Origin of the sequence: Pseudarthrobacter sp. NPDC092202 (genome assembly GCF_044755505.1) — a bacterium.
In the GTDB taxonomy this organism is placed as follows: Bacteria; Actinomycetota; Actinomycetes; order Actinomycetales; family Micrococcaceae; genus Arthrobacter.
In genome coordinates this window covers 1-16,681 of record NZ_JBIVRG010000027.1, presented here as the reverse complement: position 1 = coordinate 16,681, position 16,681 = coordinate 1, and the positions used below count along the sequence as shown (strand labels likewise).

The following is a 16,681-nucleotide window of genomic DNA, read 5'->3' as shown; positions in this document are numbered from 1 at the left end:
GGCAGTGTGAGAACTTCCATCCTGGAAGACCTCGACGTCTATCCACGAACCAGCCGCCGACCCTCGACTACACCCTCAACTGCGAAGAGCCACATTTGCGCCACGCAAGCTTGCCGACCGCCCGGTGGCGCAGCTCACAAGCGCTTGAACTGCGGTGATGCACCACACAGGGCTCAACGCATCAATGCTGAGGAAATCTTGAGAATTAGGCCTAATTTGACCGGGCCTTGCGTAATACGAAAGAAAATTCTGAGAACCCACCTGTTCAATTGGTTGTAGCAGGAAGGGCAGGTAATGCTGCTGCGAGAAATAGAGTACCCGCTACTCGTGCACTGATCACGATTTCCTGTTTCTAATTATGTTGTTAGATTTCGGCCCCCTCGCGGGGGCCGGCACCAGCCGGAGTCGACGGCGGAAGCTAGCCTCCTGAGACCGGGCTGGTCCCCCAGTCCGCCGTCGACTCCTCTTACCCGTCCGCCCACCGAGCTCCGCCCTAAATAGCACCGTCACTGCCTGCCGCGTCCTCATCATCGAAGAGGGACCGGCGGGCTTCTTCATGCCCGGATGCAAGCCGCCCAGCGGCCTGGCCAGGCGTTTTTCAACCCGGCTCAACCGAGCGCACCAGCTTGTCCTAGAGGAAAGAACACACCTTTTGAAGTCCTTGTTGCACGATTCGTACACCCGTCAGATGTCCATGGTCATTGTCGTAGGACTAGCGTTGTCGGCTCTTGTACCCTCCGTCGTTCAACTCTTTCCGAACGGCGCAGACCTTCCCGTCTTCGCCGCAGCGGCGCTGCCGTTCGTGCTGGCTCTCGCCCTGATCATCAGGCCCGGCATAGCGGGGCCGAGCCGGGGCGGGGATGCTCAGGCACCTGAGCGGCTGGGGGCCGCCCTTCTCCTGTACCTCTCCCCCGTACTCCTGCTGAACATCGTGTACCCATTGGTAAGCCCTTCCATGGCTGCCGTGGACGTCGACGGGGTGCCGCTGACATTGGTGGTGCTGGCCTCCTCCATCACCGTGCCCTGGATGGCCCAGGCAGCATGCCTGCCGATCTACCGGGTGCTCGGAGACCTCATGGCCGAGCGGAACCTCGAGGACATCACGCGGAGGTTCTGCCAGTTCTGGCCCATGATCTTCGTGCAGTCCCTGCCCCTGATCGCGGTGTTCGCCGTGCCCATGTGGCTGGCGTCGGGATGGTCCGCCACGGTGATGCTCGATTATGCAGTCCTCTGCGTCCTGCACCTGCTGTTTGTCCAGTCACTGGTACTGGCCAACGTGGCCAACCGACGTGGACTGTGGGCCATCGCCTGGTCCGGCTATGCAGCTGCGCTCTTCATCGCTCCCACCGTGTGGTGGCTTCCGCCCCTGGTCGGGACCGTCACGCAGCTCGTGGCCATGCGTTCGGGCCTTCGCCACCTGGGTTTCGCCCAACGCCTGGGCATGCGCGTCTTCGGCCTCGACCTGGTCCGCGGGCTCCTCATGGGCGCAGTCCTTTGGGCTGACAAGTTCGCCCTGTTCCTGGTGACCAAAGGCGACTTCCAGGTGGTTGCAGTGTTCGCTGCCATGCTGCCGGCGGTCATTGCCTACAACTTCTACTTCGTCCACCTGGCACCGGGGGTGGACCGGGCTCTTCACGGCCTGCACCGGGACATCGCCGATGCGCCCATCAGCTCGCTCAAGGGCAGTTCCCGGCGGCTGACCCGTGTTGTCGACCGGTCCGTAGTGCTCACCGGCGCTATCGCGGCCCTGCTGACACTGTCCGTATCCCTGCTCATGGCAGGGATTGATCCCGTGCACACGCTGCTGGCTGTGGCAGCTGCCGCGGCATCGTGGGGATTCATGGTCCTGACCCTGCTGAGCTACGAACTGGATTTCATCGGCGAAAAGGCCACACCCCAGATCCTCGGAGCAGTCCACCTGACGGTCTGTGTACTCGCTTTCGCGGCCGGCGGACTGTTCGGTCCCCTCACGGGTGCCGCCGGAAGTTATCTGTTGCTGGGGGCTGTGGACGCCGTCCTCATCGGCGTCGCCTGGATGCTTTACAAGCATCACTGGAGCCAGCCGGAATACACGCTCTTCTGGCGCCACGCCACCACCTGGTGAGCCGCCGCACGCACGTCACCGGCGAAGACGCTTCGCCCCGTCATACCACTACGTCTGAACTGTCCAGAATGCCTAAGGGGAAAACTTTGTACTCGATTGCCAGAAGCCGGAAAACGCAGCCTAAGGCTTTGCCTCCAGCAGCCACCGCCGCCACGGGGCCGGCTCCCAAGCCTGTGTACGACGACGTCGATGTCGCCATCGTGATGGAGTCCACCTACCCGTACCTCAAGGGAGGCGTCTCCGCAGTGGTGCACGACATCGTGACCCACAATCCTGACCTGAGCTACGGCATCATCCACATCACGTGGGATTCGGATGCGCCGCTGACCGACCTGTACGGAATGCCCTCCAATGTGCGCTGGGTCCGCACGGTATTCCTCAGCATGGAAGAACACCGGCAGGACTTCCTGGCCGTATCGGTCAAAGACCTGGGTATGACGGCACCGCAGCGGGAGGAACTCTCCCACCGCCTCTTTGACGCCCTGTACGCATTGTCCGAACACGGCGAAGTTGACGGACTGTGGGAACTGATCGACGAAGGCCTGAACGAGCGCACCCGCCAATACCCCCTTTGGGCCCTGCTCGGGTCCAGGGAATTCATGCAGACCCTGCAGGACCGCATGCCCCAGCTGGACCTCTCCCTGGCGAACTCGTTCTGGACATTGCGGAACTTTTTCTCCCTCGCCTTCGCCGTGCTCGGTGAGACGATGCCCCGCGCCAGCGTCTACCACGCCCACACCACCGGCTATGCTTCGCTGCTTGGAGCAGCAGCAGCACGGGACCATGACACCTCCTTCCTGCTGACGGAGCACAACCTCTACGTCCGCGACACCGTGAACACCCTGCTGGACCGCAACATGGCCCTGTCCATCACCGCAGACGACTACCGGACATTCGACGTGACCGCTGACCAGCGCGCCTGGATGGCCTGGTGGACGGAAATGGGCCGGTTCTGCTATCCCAGCGCACGGCTCATCACTTATCTCTACCCGAGTGCCATCACCGAGGCAGCCCGCTTGGGGACCGACATCGACAAATCAGTGGTGGTGCCCAACGGCATGGTCATTGAAGAGTTCGACGACAAATACCGCGCCCGCCAGCAGGCGCTGGCCACAATGGAGCAGGAAGGCGCGGACTACGTCTGGCACCTTGTGTACATCGCCCGGGTAGTCCCCATCAAGGGTCTCCTGGATCTGCTGTCCAGTATGGACATCCTGCGGGACCGCGGGTACCCCAACCTGCACCTGGACGTCCTGGGCCCCACCGAGCATGTACCCGAATACTTCGAAGCCTGCCTCGCGAAGATTGACGCGCTGGGCCTCCACGACCACGTCACCATCCACGGGACAGTCCACGTCCGGGAGATGCTTGACCAGTTCGACCTCCTAGTCCTTCCCAGCTACAACGAGGGCCAGCCGATCGTCATCCTCGAGGCCATGGCCGCCGGCATACCCACTGTTGGCTCCGATGTGGGAGGCGTGGCGCAGCAGATCGCCGATGACCTCATCACTGCGGACGGGCGCACCATAGGTCCCTGCGGTGAAACCGTCACGCCGGGCGACGTGCAACAGATGGCTGACGGCATCCAGGCGGTCATCGGCAACCTTGATTCCTACGCCGCCTACGCGGCCAACGCCCGCCTGCGGGTCCAGGAGCTTTTCCAGATGCACGAGGTCATGTCCTCGTACAACCAGATCTACCGTGCCCTGGGCGATCTTCCGGTTGTCGGTGCCATGGTTCAGCAGCCGGACGATGAACTGGCTTCGGCAGAACTGTGAGCGGTGTTGGCGCGTGGATCCGCTACGGCGATCCGATCACCCCGGAGCAGACGGCGTTCGCGGCCGAGCACTACCGCGCCGCCATCCTGCAGCCCTGGGAACTGGACGCGGCAGCTGAGCTCAAGCGGCGCCGCCCGGACATGACAGTCCTTTGCTACAAATGCCTGTCCTCTACCCGGGCTTACGAGCCCGGGCCGGTCTACACCTCAGGTGTGTCGTACAAGGAAGCGGAGGACCAGGGAGGGAGCTGGTTCGCCACCCGGCTGGACGGTTCCCGCATCGAGTGGAACGGCTACGGCGGGCACTGGCAGATGAACGTGCAGGATCCCGGGTACCGTGCGCGCTGGGTCCACAATGTCACTGCGGAACTGGCTGACTCGCCCTTCGACGGCGTGATGGCTGATAACGACGTGTTCGAGGACTACTACCAGCTGAACCTGCCCATCCGGGAAGCCGCGTCGATGGCTGACCTGCGGGACGGGCTTGACCTCCTGGTGCACGCCGCCGGCCAGTCCCTGAACCGAGTTCAAAAGATCCTGGTGCCCAACATCGCCGAATCACGGCGGCTCCCTGGCCGGTGGGCCTCCCACGCAGCCTACGGGGGCGGGTTCGAAGAAGTATGGCTGGGCTACGGGCCGGAGAACCTTTTTGATCCGCACACTGCCGAGGCACAGCTCCCCCAGGCGGAAGGCCCGGGCCTGTCCATCCTGCGCGTGCCAACCGATGGGGATGACAACCATCCCAACTTCACGTACGGCCTGGCGGCTTTCTGGATCTTCAGCGGCGGCCGGGGTTCCTTCTCGGCCACCGCGCATGACGACTACAGCCGCACGCAGCACATTCCCGAACTCGACTGGGCGCTGGGCAAGCCCAAGGAACAGCCGAAGGGCCGCCATCACGTCTGGTCCAGGGACTTCAGCGACGGATGGGCTGCCGTGAACTTCAACAACGACGGCCGCCGCAGGCGCCGGATCAGCGTGCCGTCCGGCCTGGTAGACGCAGCCGGAAACCCGGCCCCTTCATCCATGGTCCTGCCTGCACAACGGGGCGTCATCTATCAGCGAGGGCAGAAAAATTAAGATACTCATCACCGGCGGCTGCGGGTACATCGGCTCGCACACAATCCTCGGTTTGCTCGAGGCCGGGCACGACATCACGGTGATCGACAACCTCAGCAACTCCCTCTCTGAGTCACTGCTGCGGGTGCAGAAACTCACGGGACGGGACGTTTCCTTCGTGGAAGGGGACATCGCCGATCCCTCCTGCCTGCAGAAGATCTTCAGCCAGGGCGATATTGAGGCAGTGATCCACTTTGCCGGCTACAAGGCCGTCGGAGAATCCGTCAGCCAGCCCCTGCGCTACTACCGCAACAACGTCAGCGGAACACTGAACCTCCTGGAAGCCATGGACGCCCATGGCGTCAGGAACCTGGTGTTCAGCTCATCGGCCACTGTCTATGGCTCGAACCCCGACATGCCGTTGAGGGAGGACCTACCGCTTCGCGCAACCAACCCCTACGGCCGCACCAAACAGCACATCGAAGAGATCCTGACGGACCTCCAGGCCGCTGACGAGCGGTGGCGGATAGCACTCCTGCGCTACTTCAACCCTGTAGGCGCGCACCCCTCCGGGCTCATCGGGGAAGACCCGCAGGGTCCGCCCAACAATCTCTTCCCGTTTGTCGCCCAGGTGGCCGTGGGCCGCAGGGACAAGGTCAGTGTTTTCGGCAACGACTACCCCACACCTGATGGAACCGGAGTCCGCGACTACATCCATGTCATGGACCTCGCCTCAGGCCACGCCGCGGCGCTGGACTTCTTGGCCGAACACCAGGGGCTGCACACGTGGAACCTCGGAACCGGCCAGGGCTACTCAGTCCTGGAAATCATCCATGCCTTTGAAACTGCATCGGGCGCCACCGTCCCCTACGAGCTGGTGGACCGGCGCCCGGGTGATGCCCCCGTCAGCCTGGCCGACCCGTCCAGGGCCCTCCACGACCTGGGCTGGAAGGCAACAGAAACGCTGGAGAGCATGTGCGCAGACTCCTGGCGCTGGCAGCAAAACAACCCCCACGGCTACAGGACCAGCACACTACCCTCCTAACCCAAGCGCCGCCGTCGTCCTTCCAAATCACGGAGCCGGCAGATACTTGCGGCCGAGCGTCAGCCACCCTGTCTTGGTCTGGTCCTGGGAAGCATTTGCGAAGCGCAGGGGCACTCCGTTTGCCAGGGGGTTGACCGGCCTCACCAGGAGGGTGTAGTACCCCGGGGCCAGTCCGCTGCTGCTGACAGATGCTTTCCACTGGACAGTGGTCCCCGGTTTCACCGCCGAAAGCTTCCACGGCGTGGTCCATGTCCGCGCGATTTTCCCCGTGCTGTTGACGGCGGCGACCTGCACGGGCCAGTCGTAATAGAAAGGTGCCACTCCCACATTGCGGACCATCACACTGAGATCACTCTGTCCCTGCGCAGACCCCCGGGTCAGGGCGAAGGCTGTCGCTTGGAACCGGTAGCCCAGGGACTGGGACGCTGCCGTGGCGTTACTGAGCGCCTGTCCCGTGTATCCCGGACTGAATGCGTGGTGGTTCAGCAGCCAGGAGGCGTGCGTCGCTTTGACGCTTCCTGCGAAGTCGTTATCGGCCCCGTCTTCAATTACCGGACAGTTCATTGGCGCGTTGAAAATGCAGTGCTGGATCTCAGGTCGCAGTTCTCCTCCCACGGGCTGGGAGAGCCACTTCTCCGTCGCGCCGGCCTGCATGAGTTTGTCCATGAAGTGCCAACCTATTCCCGGCAAAGTTCCCACAGCGAAGGAGTCGTCGTGGTAGCCGACGTTCAGGCTGCTGTTGGCCGCATCCGGGTACCTCACCTGAAGCTTCGTTTTCTTAAAAGCGCCGGTGTAGGCCAGGAGCACCCGCTGCTGGGTCGCCGGGGATGCAAGCCAATTCTCGGGGCTCGCCCACCCGTCATGGGGGTAGGTGTGCCATTCACCCCAAAAACCCAGGAGGCCCAGTTGGATAAAACCGATGCGCGGATCTCCGTCGTAGCGGGACCCCAGGGCTGTGATGAAACCATCCAGGGCTTCCAGCAGGCGTGGGTCCTCGTAATCCGGGGAGACACTCACGCCGCCGTTGTCGTGGTCCGTATAGGTGCGGGTGGCAAGCCCCGAGGTCAAAAGGTATCCGGGAATGCCAGAGGCCTTTCCGGGGTAATCGAGGTAGAACCTGAACACTGCCTGGTGGCCGCGTGCGGAGATCGCGTTCAACTGCGAGTCAAAACTGGACCAGTTGTACGTTCCGGGCCCTACCACAACCGAGTTGACCGGGACGTAGAACCACTCCATGGAGTGCGGCAAACCGTTGTAACTGCCTGCGTACGGAACGAAACCCGCCAATGGATTACTGGCGGGAACAGGACCAGCCGCCAGGGATACCCACTCCCCGGAGGGGTCCGCCGCTTCCGCTGCAGGAATGGTGGACGCGGACGGGACTATCAGCAACAGCACGGCTGCAAAGCACGAGACAAAGGCGGCAGCAAAAAGCCGTCCGCGCTGCTTGCTCCCCAGCAGGCAATACCTCAATGTATTCAATTTGCACTTCCCCCTGAGACACGGTGACAAGCACCAATGAGACCAAGCAGTGACAAACACCGGTGAGACCACGACGCACCACGCCACCACCCCTGGCGGCACTGCAAATTCAGCACATCGGACTTGATCATAAGGCTCGAAACAGGATTGTCCGCAGGAAAGCTTCAAATCTTTTTTCAGAATTTCGGGGAAGGGATCAGCCCCGGCCCAAGGAAGGAAACATGAGTCATCACCAAACCCGGCAGGATGAGCGGGGAACGCCGCTGCAAGGGGCCGTCGCGGCCGGCGCTGCGGACGCCGCCTGGCCGCTCGTGGACCGGTCAGTCCTCGACCGTCTGGGAAGAGAATTGGATGACGACGGCGAGGGGTACACGAAAATTTTTGTTGCCAACTTCATCGCATGTCTCCCAGGCAGGATCGAACGGTTGCGGCTGGCGCTGACCACCGGAGATCTGGAAGCAGCCGTCGATGCAGTGTTAAGCCTGAAAACGTCCAGCCAGATGGTGGGTGCAGAGCGGCTGGCCGCCCTGGCCACGGATCTGGAAACGGAAGTGCGCGGCGGGGCGTCGCGCTCAGACACGATGACGATGCCCAAGCTGGCCGGCACATTCCTTGGGCCCATTGACCGGTGTGGCAGCCAGACGGTGCACATTCTCGATCAATGGACCCGGGCAGGATCCGTGGATCGCACCCGGTAAATGCGATTGGAGAAGCTGAACACTGACGCCGTTTCTGGAAGACGATTTGGCAGTGCGAGCCAGGTTACGGATATCTGAGGTGGACAAATTGGCTGACCGGATAGGGACGGAAGGCCCTTGACCCCAATCCGCATGGGGAACACACTCATGGGGACGCGATTGACGGAAAGGTCTCTCCGTTGCATCACAAGGGATCTTTTCCACGCCTCAGGCAGGGAGAAGCTCCGTACCAGGTGGCAGGGTTTTCCCGTGTTGGGGGCGCATGGTGCGGCGATGGATGCGGAGGGGACAGTGCGGTTCCCTCCGCCCCTGAACGATTTTGCACCGGCCAGCCTTTCCTGCGGCTGTCGCGGACCGGAGAACCATGCGCCGCCCGTACCTCGGGGGCGCCGAATCATGCATGCGGAAATTACAAAGGGCGGGGCAGCTGTAATGGGCATTGAGAAGTTGTGGGACCGGCTGGAGCCAGAGACGCGGCAGTGGCTGGTGGAGAACCCCGGCTGCAGGATCCTTCCCCGCACGGTGGTGGCATCAATTGCCAAGGCCACCGGCACCGAGCTAGAGCAGGACAGGCACGGTGAAATCAGCCTGTCCTCCAGCGACTGCGACTTCATCCGCAGGGCGGCCGAGCTGCAGGAGGCGGAGAGCCGCACGTCCTCGTAGCTGCGGCCCCTTGCTGAGTTTCGTACCCCACAGCGGCCCGAGCCGCTCAAAGCTGTGCCATTCGCCCTACACTGGGAGACGAATTGCAAATGTGAGCCAGCTTACTGAAGGGGCCTTGGGCAACGTGGCAGCAAGGGATGCCGGGACCGAACCTGTCCCGTTGGACGACATCGACCGCAGGATCATTGCGGAGCTGACCCGGGACGGCCGGATGTCCGTGACGCAGGTGGCGGAGAACGTCCATATCTCCCGGGCCCACGCGTACACGCGCATCGCCCGGCTCACGGGTGAGGGGGTGCTGTCCAAGTTCACGGCGCTGGTGGATCCCATCAAGGCAGGGCTGCGGTCGTCCGCCTACGTGACCCTGAAACTGAAGCAGGACGCGTGGCGGGAACTGCGTGACCAGCTGGGAGCCATCCCCGAGGTGCACCACGTGGCCCTGGTGGGCGGCGACTTCGACGTGATCCTGCTGGTCCGCGCCGTGGACAACATCGACCTGCGGAGGGTCATCTTCGACCAGCTGCAGTCCATGCCGGGCGTGCTGGATACCCAGACGTTTCTGGTGTTTGAGGATCTGGATACGCGGTAGGCCAAGAGCGGGCCTTCGCCCTTCCCGTCGTTGGGTAGAGCTCTGAATGGCCCAAGTTCGACGTGCTACCTCATTGCAATCCAAGCATTAGCGCAGGATTACCTTTTTCGTGCCACCTGTGTCCATGCCCCTCGGAGGGCGCGGGTCAGCTCGCCGTGGGCGCCACCGACCGGGTTTCACCGAGTTCGAAACGGAGACCGCTAACTGGGGCGGCGTCTCCCAGTTCCGCACTCGCGCTATCGCCAAAAATGCTGCTTTCGCAGGGTCCGCACCACTGGCCCGCGGCTACGTTCAGAGCGAACAAGGGGGTGTGGGTTACGCCTAAATTCGTGATCCCAGCAGGCTCAACAGTGACCGAGCCACGACTCGTGCTCGTCGGTACCGGCACCGCCCTATGGGCCGTTCGGTCATCAGGAAAGCGCAGCGACTACATGCGGCAACGACGTTTACTGATCAGCTTTCCGAGTTCGACGCAGCGTCATCGGCTCGGCTCGCCTGTCTCACCGAACCAGCTACTCAGGGCTTCACGTTCACTGCCCGGGTGGTTGGCTCGCGTCTCCCACGATATTCGGGCAATAACGATGAGTACGCAAGCGATTACTACAGCGATTTCAACGGACCCCGTCGGGCCATCCTCCCCAATGCGGGCAACGTACCCGCGCTCCATCCGCAGGTATGTGTCGGCTAGCTTAGCCGGCAGTCGCGGCGTTGATTGCTTCCGCGATCTTCTCCGCAAGGTAGGCGTGGCCCGCCGCGTTCAGATGAGCACCATCTGGCGCGGCGAGGCCTGCAGAGTTGGCTTCTGTGAACCACGCAAGTCTCGCCGGATTGATAAATACCGCGCTGTCACCGACCGCAGCCTCAATCACGGAGGTAGCCTCCGTCAGCCCCGCCCCTAACGGCTGGGGCGCGGAAGGGCCGAGGACCACAATCTGCGCGGCGGGCCACTTCTGCTTAGCTTCGGAAACAACATTCTTCACGGCGGTGTTCAGAGCGTCCGCGTCGGCGCGGCGGTCGTTCTGCCCGCCCTGGATAACAACGAGATCGTAGTCCCCTCCGGGAACCTGCTTCACCCGGTCAGAGTAGGCGGAGCCAGGCTGTCCGTTGTCATTGGTATATCCCGTACCCGGGACGGCTTCCACGTCCGCGCTCCAGCCCTGGCCTGCAGCAAGAACGGCAGGGAACGCCTCCACTTGGGCGTTAGCGGCACCAACCCCCGCGGCGTAGGAGTCCCCAAGGAACAGCACCCGCGCACCTGACGGTACAGCAGACAGCTTCACGGCCGACGTCGGAAGCGGCGAGCTGGTTGGCGTCACCACCCTGGGCGACTCCGCCGGTGCCGGTATGTCGCGAGCGGCCTTGAGGGCGTCCGTCAGCTTTGTCGCCAGATAAACGTGACCCTCAACGGTTGGGTGCGTGTTCTCGGCGTTCATGTAAACCGGGTAGTTACCCTCGTCCAACCACTGGTTCGCGTACGGCGAGATGTAGTGGAAGCCGAATTGCGCGGCTTTCCCCGCGAGAATACTGTCAACGTTGAAGACGACCTGTGGGACGGGGAGCTTGCTGGGCGCTGGCCCGAGGATGACGATCTGGGCGTTCGGGTAAGCAGTACGTGCGGCCGCAACAGTGTTGTCGAACGCCTGCCCCAACTCCGCGATGGTCTTGTTAGTGTCGTTCACGCTGCCCTGCAAGATCAGCAACTCCAAGTCCGGTCCGGACTGCGCCTTTAGCCTCGTCTCGTACGTCCCCAGCCCATCGTTCCCGGGGCTGAGGTAGCCTGTGCCGCTGCCGCCAAGTACCTGTGCGTTCAGTTCCAGCTGGGACGCAGCCACGTGCGCGAAACCCAAGGTCTTCGGGTGCATAAACAGCCCCTCGGTCCATGAATCCCCAAAGATCACAGTCTTAGTGCCGACGCCGAACCTGAGCGGTTGCAGAGCGGGGTCCTTGGTCTGCTCAGGCAAGGCTGTATTCGACGCATAGTACGACGCAACCTGGTCCGACACTGGCGGTGCCGCTTGAGCGCACCCAGTAAGGGCGAGAACGACAGCAGCGGAGAGCAGGGCAAAGCGTTTCAAAGGAATCCCCCAAGAGATGTGACTGCTCCAATGATAAGGGGCTAGCAGGTCCTCAACGGTTCAGGGTCTCGTTGGATCCTGCTGCTCTCGCTGGCATCATGGCAGCCGCCGCAACGGCCGACGAATTGGTGCGGACAATCCAGAGGATCGAGGCCTTCCCCCGGAGGCATAGTGATTCGCATGAACTCATGTATAGCACCAGCACCGAAGGTCAGCGCAAGCCCGGCTATTCGACCCTAAGGCATGACGGAGCGCAGGTTGCATGACCTGGCGCCGTGTTGATTACCGGTAGCCGTCCACTATAGCCGCGGCAATCTCCTTGTACGCTCGCCGAGTCTCCGGCTTGAGCACGTCCAAGGTGACGAGGTCACCGTCAGCAACACCGCGATCATGTGGAACAGCAATCAGATCGCGGCAAATGCCGGCTAGGTGTTCCTCGATGGCGTCCTTGTCGACGCGCGACGAAACCTCGTCTTTGTCGGTTATCACCACGATCGCGTTCCGTGCCAAGTCCTCGTAGCCATGGCCGGCCAGCCACTGAAGGGTGCTGCGGGCACGCTTAGCCCCGCTCACCGCGTAGCCAGCGGCGATCACCAAGTTGTCCGCTGACTGCAGGATCCCGCTCATGGCGTTGTGGGTAACGCCGGTACCGCAATCGGTTAGCGCCACGGAGTAATACGCGGATATGAGCTTGCGGATCCGCAGATACTCCTCGGCGGTCAACGAGTCGGAGACCTCGGGGTCCTGTTCCCCGGCGATGAGGTGCAGCCGCCCGGCGTGGTGCAGGTAGCGGGACAGCGCTGTAAGGGAGTCGATGGATTCGATGTTCCGTAACAGGTCCGTGATGGTGCGAGGGCTGGACTGCTGATAGATACCCTCCCCCAGCGCGCGTTCAACCAGGTCCCCGGAGTCGGGGTTTGCGTCGATGGCGCAGGGCGCATCGCCGCGATACTCGGCGAGTGTCAGACCTACGCCCACTGTCGTGGACGTTTTTCCGATGCCGCCCTTGAGGCTTAGCACAGCAGTGCTGTAACTGCCCTGGAGTTGCCTGGAAATGCGGCGGCCCAGATCTTCTTCCTGGCGTTGCTTCGGGCCGGGACCCAGATTCCAGGCACCACCGGTCATACTGTAGATCGCACCGCGGACGCCGCCCTTGGGGCGTGGCTTTTGTTCCTTCACAAACAAGCCCGGAGAACTGGTGAAGTCCGGCATGGGACTCTCAGCGATCGTGTCTGCTACCGTGGGCCGCGTCCGACGGAAGGCGGGAGCCTCAGCAGAGGCATCTGACAGCACCGGCGGCACTTGCGAAGCTGCATCCGGCACAGAGTCGGTGGCGTCCGCTTGACTCTGCTGCGCTGACGCCGGGAGCCGGGTGGGAGCAGGCACCTGAGTGGCCGGCTTTGCTGCGTCAGCAGCTGCAGCTGCCTCCGCCCAGGACGTCCGTCGCGTCTGTGGTGCGTCTGGCTCAGCCCGGCCGAAGGGGTTGGGTGTGACTACTGGCATGGTTCCTGTCCGGGCATCCGTCAGCACACCGTTTTCGCGACGAAGGTCACGGCGTCGGCGCCGCTGCGGCTGCCCTGCATCCTCTGCGTGGGCGCGTGCGTTCTGATCCGCCGGATCGGGCATTTTGTCCCCCAGGACGTTCGGCAATCTAATGTGCACTGGTTCAAACAGTAAGTCTAGACGTTGTGGCCCAGTCGCCGAGTCAGATGCGGGTGAGCGCTGTCGCTACCACCGCTGTAGTAAGGAGCAGAAGAACGGTAAGGACGACGGCGCCCAGCCATTTGGGTCGGATTCTGTGTGGATTGATGTCGACGTACGGCATGGCTATCAGCGGTTACCTCGGGACGTACTGGGCATGGTGAGCCGGACGGCGCGGCGCTTGTGCCTGAGTATCTGGTAGAGGACAAAGACGGGAACCAACAGGGTGCCCAGCAGCACACAGAAGGCAAACGCGTACTCGGGTATATCCACAACAGGCCTCCGTTGGTTGGCAGCGATCCCCCAATAGAATCCATCGGGACGTTACCGGCCCGTCACGCATTTGACAAGTCAAGTCAAGCTTATACGACGCGCTCTTCCGCCACTCTTGTCGCTTTTCCGTAGTCGCCGAGCGATATATGTGATGCCACTATTGACACTGCATAGATTGACCTCTTCCTCGTACACATCAGCTACGACTAAGTATCGATGCCCACTCCATGTACTTGGATAAGGAGATTTATCGTGACACCTCGGTCCCTGCATATCCAGCAGGATTACTCGCTTGCCAACGCCAATGGTCCTCACACATTTTCTCAAGGGTGCGCTCCGCCGACCATCCCAACTCCCCCAGCGCCAGTGAAGGATCTGCATAACTAATCGCGGCATCCCCTGGGCGCCTAGGGGCCAACTCATACGGAATAGAAATGCCAGCAGCCGCACCGAACGCCTCGATTACCTCAAGCACGGATGATCCGCGCCCGGTACCGAGGTTCCACCTGTGGATTCCCACCGATTGACTGAGGTAAGCCAGAGCGGCCAGGTGACCGTCTGCCAAATCCATAACATGTATGTAGTCCCGGACGCCGGTGCCATCTGAGGTCGGATAGTCACTTCCGAATATTTTCACTACAGGTCTACGGCCTACCGCAACTTGGGCAACAAATGGAAGTAGATTGTTTGGCACACCTCGAGGATCTTCTCCAATGAGCCCAGAATCGTGAGCTCCAGCAGGATTGAAATACCGAAGAAGACCTATCCTCCATCTGGGGTCCGATGCTCCGAGGTCGGACAGAATATCTTCGATTTGCTCTTTTGTTCGTCCATACGGATTGGTTGCGTCAAGCTCACATTCCTCGCTTAGAGGAACATTCTCATTCGCACCGTAGACCGTCGCTGAGGAGCTGAAAACGAGAGTCCTAACATCGTTTTTCTGCATTGCACTGAGCAAATTCAGCGTGCCAACAACATTATTCCTGTAATATTGAAGAGGGATTTCAACAGACTCGCCCACCGCCTTCAAACCAGCAAAATGGATTACAGCTTCAAACCCACCTTCGGCGAGAATAGCGTCAACCGTCGCCTCGTCCAATAGGTCGGCTATTCTGAGTTCGACTTCGTGTCCGGTCAGCGTTCCAACCCGCACAAGGGATTCCCGATCGGAGTTCATCAAGTTATCGACTACTACGACCTGATGACCTTCTTCAAGAAGTCTCAGCGTTGTGTGTGACCCAATGTAACCGGCCCCGCCGGTGACTAATACCTTCATATGCATCAGTCTAAGCGGCTAGTGGAAAGAACTAGACAACGCGTGATTGTTACGGGCATGAAACTGCCCAGAGTGGTTTTATCGTAGTACTGCTCATAACCGCTACAAGATCGAAATAAAGGCTTGCCACTCACACTGTTTGTGTCGCGTCTTACTCGACGGTGACGCTCTTGGCGAGGTTGCGGGGCTGGTCCACGTCGTAGCCCTTGGCCTGGGCCAGTTCCGCGGCGAAGATCTGCAGCGGGACGGTGGTCAGCAGGGGCATGAGCAGCGTGGGGGTTTCGGGGACGTAGAAGACGTACTCGGCGTAGGCCTTCACGGCCTCGTCGCCTTCCTCGGCGATGACCAGGGTGCGGGCGCCGCGGGCGCGGACTTCCTGGATGTTGGAGACCACCTTGGCGTGCAGGGAATCGCGGCCGCGCGGGGACGGGACCACCACGAACACCGGCTGGCCCTCATCGATCAGGGCGATGGGGCCGTGCTTGAGCTCGCCGGCGGCGAAGCCCTCGGCGTGGATGTAGGCGATTTCCTTCAGCTTCAGCGCACCTTCAAGCGCCACCGGGTAGCCGACGTGGCGGCCCAGGAACAGCACCGACTTCTCGTTCGCCATGGACCGGGCCAGTTCACGCAAGGGCCCGGCGTTGTCCAGGATCTTCTGGATCTTCGCCGGGATCTTGTTCAGGTCAGCGAGGACGTCCTTGATCTGGCCGGAGAAGATGTTTCCGCGCAGCTGTGCCAAATACAGGCCCAGCAGGTAGGCGGCGGTGATCTGCGCCAGGAACGCCTTGGTGGAGGCCACCGCGATCTCCGGGCCCGCGTGCGTGTAGAGCACGGCGTCGGATTCACGCGGGATGGTGGAGCCGTTGGTGTTGCAGATGGAGATGGTCTTCGCGCCCTGTTCCCGGGCGTAACGGACGGCCATCAGGGTGTCCATGGTCTCCCCGGACTGGCTGATGGACACCACCAGGGTGTTCGCGTCCAGGATCGGGTCCCGGTAGCGGAACTCGTGCGCGAGCTCCACCTCGGTGGGGATCCGGCACCAGTTCTCGATCGCGTACTTCGCCACCATGCCCGCGTACGCGGCGGTGCCGCAGGCCAGCACAATGATCTTGTTGACCTGCAACAGCTGCGCCGGGTCGATCCGGAGCTCATCAAGGGTCAGTTTGCCGTTGATGTCCGAGCGGCCCAGCAGGGTCTGCGCCACGGCGTCGGGCTGGTCATGGATTTCCTTCTCCATGAACGAGCTGAACCCGCCCTTTTCGGCAGAGGCCGGGTCCCAGTCCACGTGGTATTCCTTGCCCGCGGCCGGGTTGCCGAAGAAGTCGGTGATCTCCACGGTGTCCGCGGTGATGGTGACGATCTGGTCCTGGCCCAGCTCCACGGCACGTCGGGTGTAGTCGATGAACCCGGACACGTCCGAGCCCAGGAAGTTCTCGCCCTCGCCAAGGCCCACCACCAGGGGTGAGTTGCGGCGGGCGGCCACCACGACGTCGGGCTGGTCGGCATGGACGGCCAGGAGCGTGAAGGCGCCCTCCAGGCGCTGGCAGGCCAGTTCCATGGCGCGGGTCAGGCGCCCCTCGGCGGTGTCCCCGGCGAGCTTGTTCCGGTAAATGTCAGCCAGCAGGGCCGCGGCAACCTCGGTGTCCGTCTCGGACAGGAAGGTCACGCCCTTATCCAGCAGCTCGAGCTTGAGCTCGGCGAAGTTTTCGATGATGCCGTTGTGGATCACGGCGAGCTTGCCGCCGTCGGCCAGGTGCGGGTGCGCGTTACGGTCCGTCGGCCCGCCGTGTGTGGCCCACCGGGTATGACCGATTCCCGTCACCGTCTCCGGCAGCGGGTGCGCTTCCAGCTCGGCGATCAGGTTGCTCAGCTTCCCCGACTTTTTCCGCGACTCGATGGCGCCCTTGGACACCACGGCGACCCCGGCGGAGTCGTAGCC

At 62.1% G+C, this 16,681-nt stretch carries 13 protein-coding genes; 7 read left to right on the top strand and 6 right to left on the bottom strand.

Annotation, left to right across the window (positions count from 1 at the left end; all coding sequences use genetic code 11):
• Positions 1-718 precede the first annotated feature (718 nt).
• From ACIQF4_RS20830 to galE (ACIQF4_RS20815), 4 genes are all read left to right on the top strand, one after another.
• Complete coding sequence (locus ACIQF4_RS20830) at positions 719-2,104, top strand: hypothetical protein (protein WP_400517820.1); 1,386 nt, start codon at positions 719-721, stop codon at positions 2,102-2,104.
• 128 nt (positions 2,105-2,232) lie between these two features.
• Positions 2,233-3,882 carry a GT4 family glycosyltransferase PelF gene (gene pelF / locus ACIQF4_RS20825; RefSeq protein WP_400517818.1) on the top strand — a complete coding sequence of 550 codons (1,650 nt, stop codon included), beginning with the start codon at positions 2,233-2,235 and terminating at the stop codon, positions 3,880-3,882.
• Entirely contained in the window at positions 3,879-4,961 is a 1,083-nt protein-coding gene (locus ACIQF4_RS20820) for a putative glycoside hydrolase (RefSeq protein ID WP_400517816.1), read from the top strand. Before pelF ends, ACIQF4_RS20820 begins: the two co-directional genes overlap by 4 nt.
• On the top strand, positions 4,957-5,985 hold the full coding sequence (gene galE, locus ACIQF4_RS20815) for a UDP-glucose 4-epimerase GalE (protein WP_400517821.1): 1,029 nt from the start codon (positions 4,957-4,959) through the stop codon (positions 5,983-5,985). The genes ACIQF4_RS20820 and galE (ACIQF4_RS20815) overlap by 5 nt, the downstream gene beginning before the upstream one ends.
• Before the next feature lie 27 nt (positions 5,986-6,012).
• Here galE (ACIQF4_RS20815) and ACIQF4_RS20810 read toward each other — a convergent pair whose 3' ends face one another.
• Positions 6,013-7,383 carry a DUF4832 domain-containing protein gene (locus ACIQF4_RS20810; protein ID WP_400517815.1) on the bottom strand — a complete coding sequence of 457 codons (1,371 nt, stop codon included), beginning with the start codon at positions 7,381-7,383 and terminating at the stop codon, positions 6,013-6,015.
• Between the two features lie 305 nt (positions 7,384-7,688).
• Between ACIQF4_RS20810 and ACIQF4_RS20805 the strand changes: the two genes are divergently transcribed.
• The 3 genes from ACIQF4_RS20805 (at position 7,689) to ACIQF4_RS20795 (ending at position 9,417) form a co-directional block, all read left to right on the top strand.
• Entirely contained in the window at positions 7,689-8,165 is a 477-nt protein-coding gene (locus tag ACIQF4_RS20805; protein ID WP_400517814.1) for an Hpt domain-containing protein, read from the top strand.
• Positions 8,166-8,597: 432 nt separating this feature from the next.
• On the top strand, positions 8,598-8,828 hold the full coding sequence (locus tag ACIQF4_RS20800) for a hypothetical protein (RefSeq protein ID WP_400517813.1): 231 nt from the start codon (positions 8,598-8,600) through the stop codon (positions 8,826-8,828).
• Between the two features lie 124 nt (positions 8,829-8,952).
• On the top strand, positions 8,953-9,417 hold the full coding sequence (locus tag ACIQF4_RS20795; protein ID WP_191034837.1) for an Lrp/AsnC ligand binding domain-containing protein: 465 nt from the start codon (positions 8,953-8,955) through the stop codon (positions 9,415-9,417).
• A gap of 689 nt (positions 9,418-10,106) precedes the next feature.
• Here ACIQF4_RS20795 and ACIQF4_RS20790 read toward each other — a convergent pair.
• The 5 genes from ACIQF4_RS20790 to glmS form a co-directional block, all read right to left on the bottom strand.
• Complete coding sequence (locus tag ACIQF4_RS20790; protein WP_400517812.1) at positions 10,107-11,378, bottom strand: SGNH/GDSL hydrolase family protein; 1,272 nt, start codon at positions 11,376-11,378, stop codon at positions 10,107-10,109.
• A 396-nt stretch (positions 11,379-11,774) separates the two neighbouring features.
• A complete protein-coding gene (locus tag ACIQF4_RS20785) occupies positions 11,775-13,118 on the bottom strand; it encodes a MinD/ParA family protein (RefSeq protein WP_400517811.1) in 1,344 nt (447 codons plus the stop codon).
• A gap of 204 nt (positions 13,119-13,322) precedes the next feature.
• Positions 13,323-13,466 carry a hypothetical protein gene (locus ACIQF4_RS20780; protein WP_400517810.1) on the bottom strand — a complete coding sequence of 48 codons (144 nt, stop codon included), beginning with the start codon at positions 13,464-13,466 and terminating at the stop codon, positions 13,323-13,325.
• A gap of 247 nt (positions 13,467-13,713) precedes the next feature.
• Positions 13,714-14,742: a UDP-glucose 4-epimerase GalE gene (gene galE / locus ACIQF4_RS20775; RefSeq protein WP_400517808.1), complete on the bottom strand. Its 1,029-nt coding sequence runs from the start codon at positions 14,740-14,742 to the stop codon at positions 13,714-13,716.
• A gap of 151 nt (positions 14,743-14,893) precedes the next feature.
• Positions 14,894-16,681 (bottom strand): glutamine--fructose-6-phosphate transaminase (isomerizing) (glmS, locus tag ACIQF4_RS20770; RefSeq protein WP_400517807.1); only part of this gene is annotated, 1,788 nt, incomplete at its 5' end.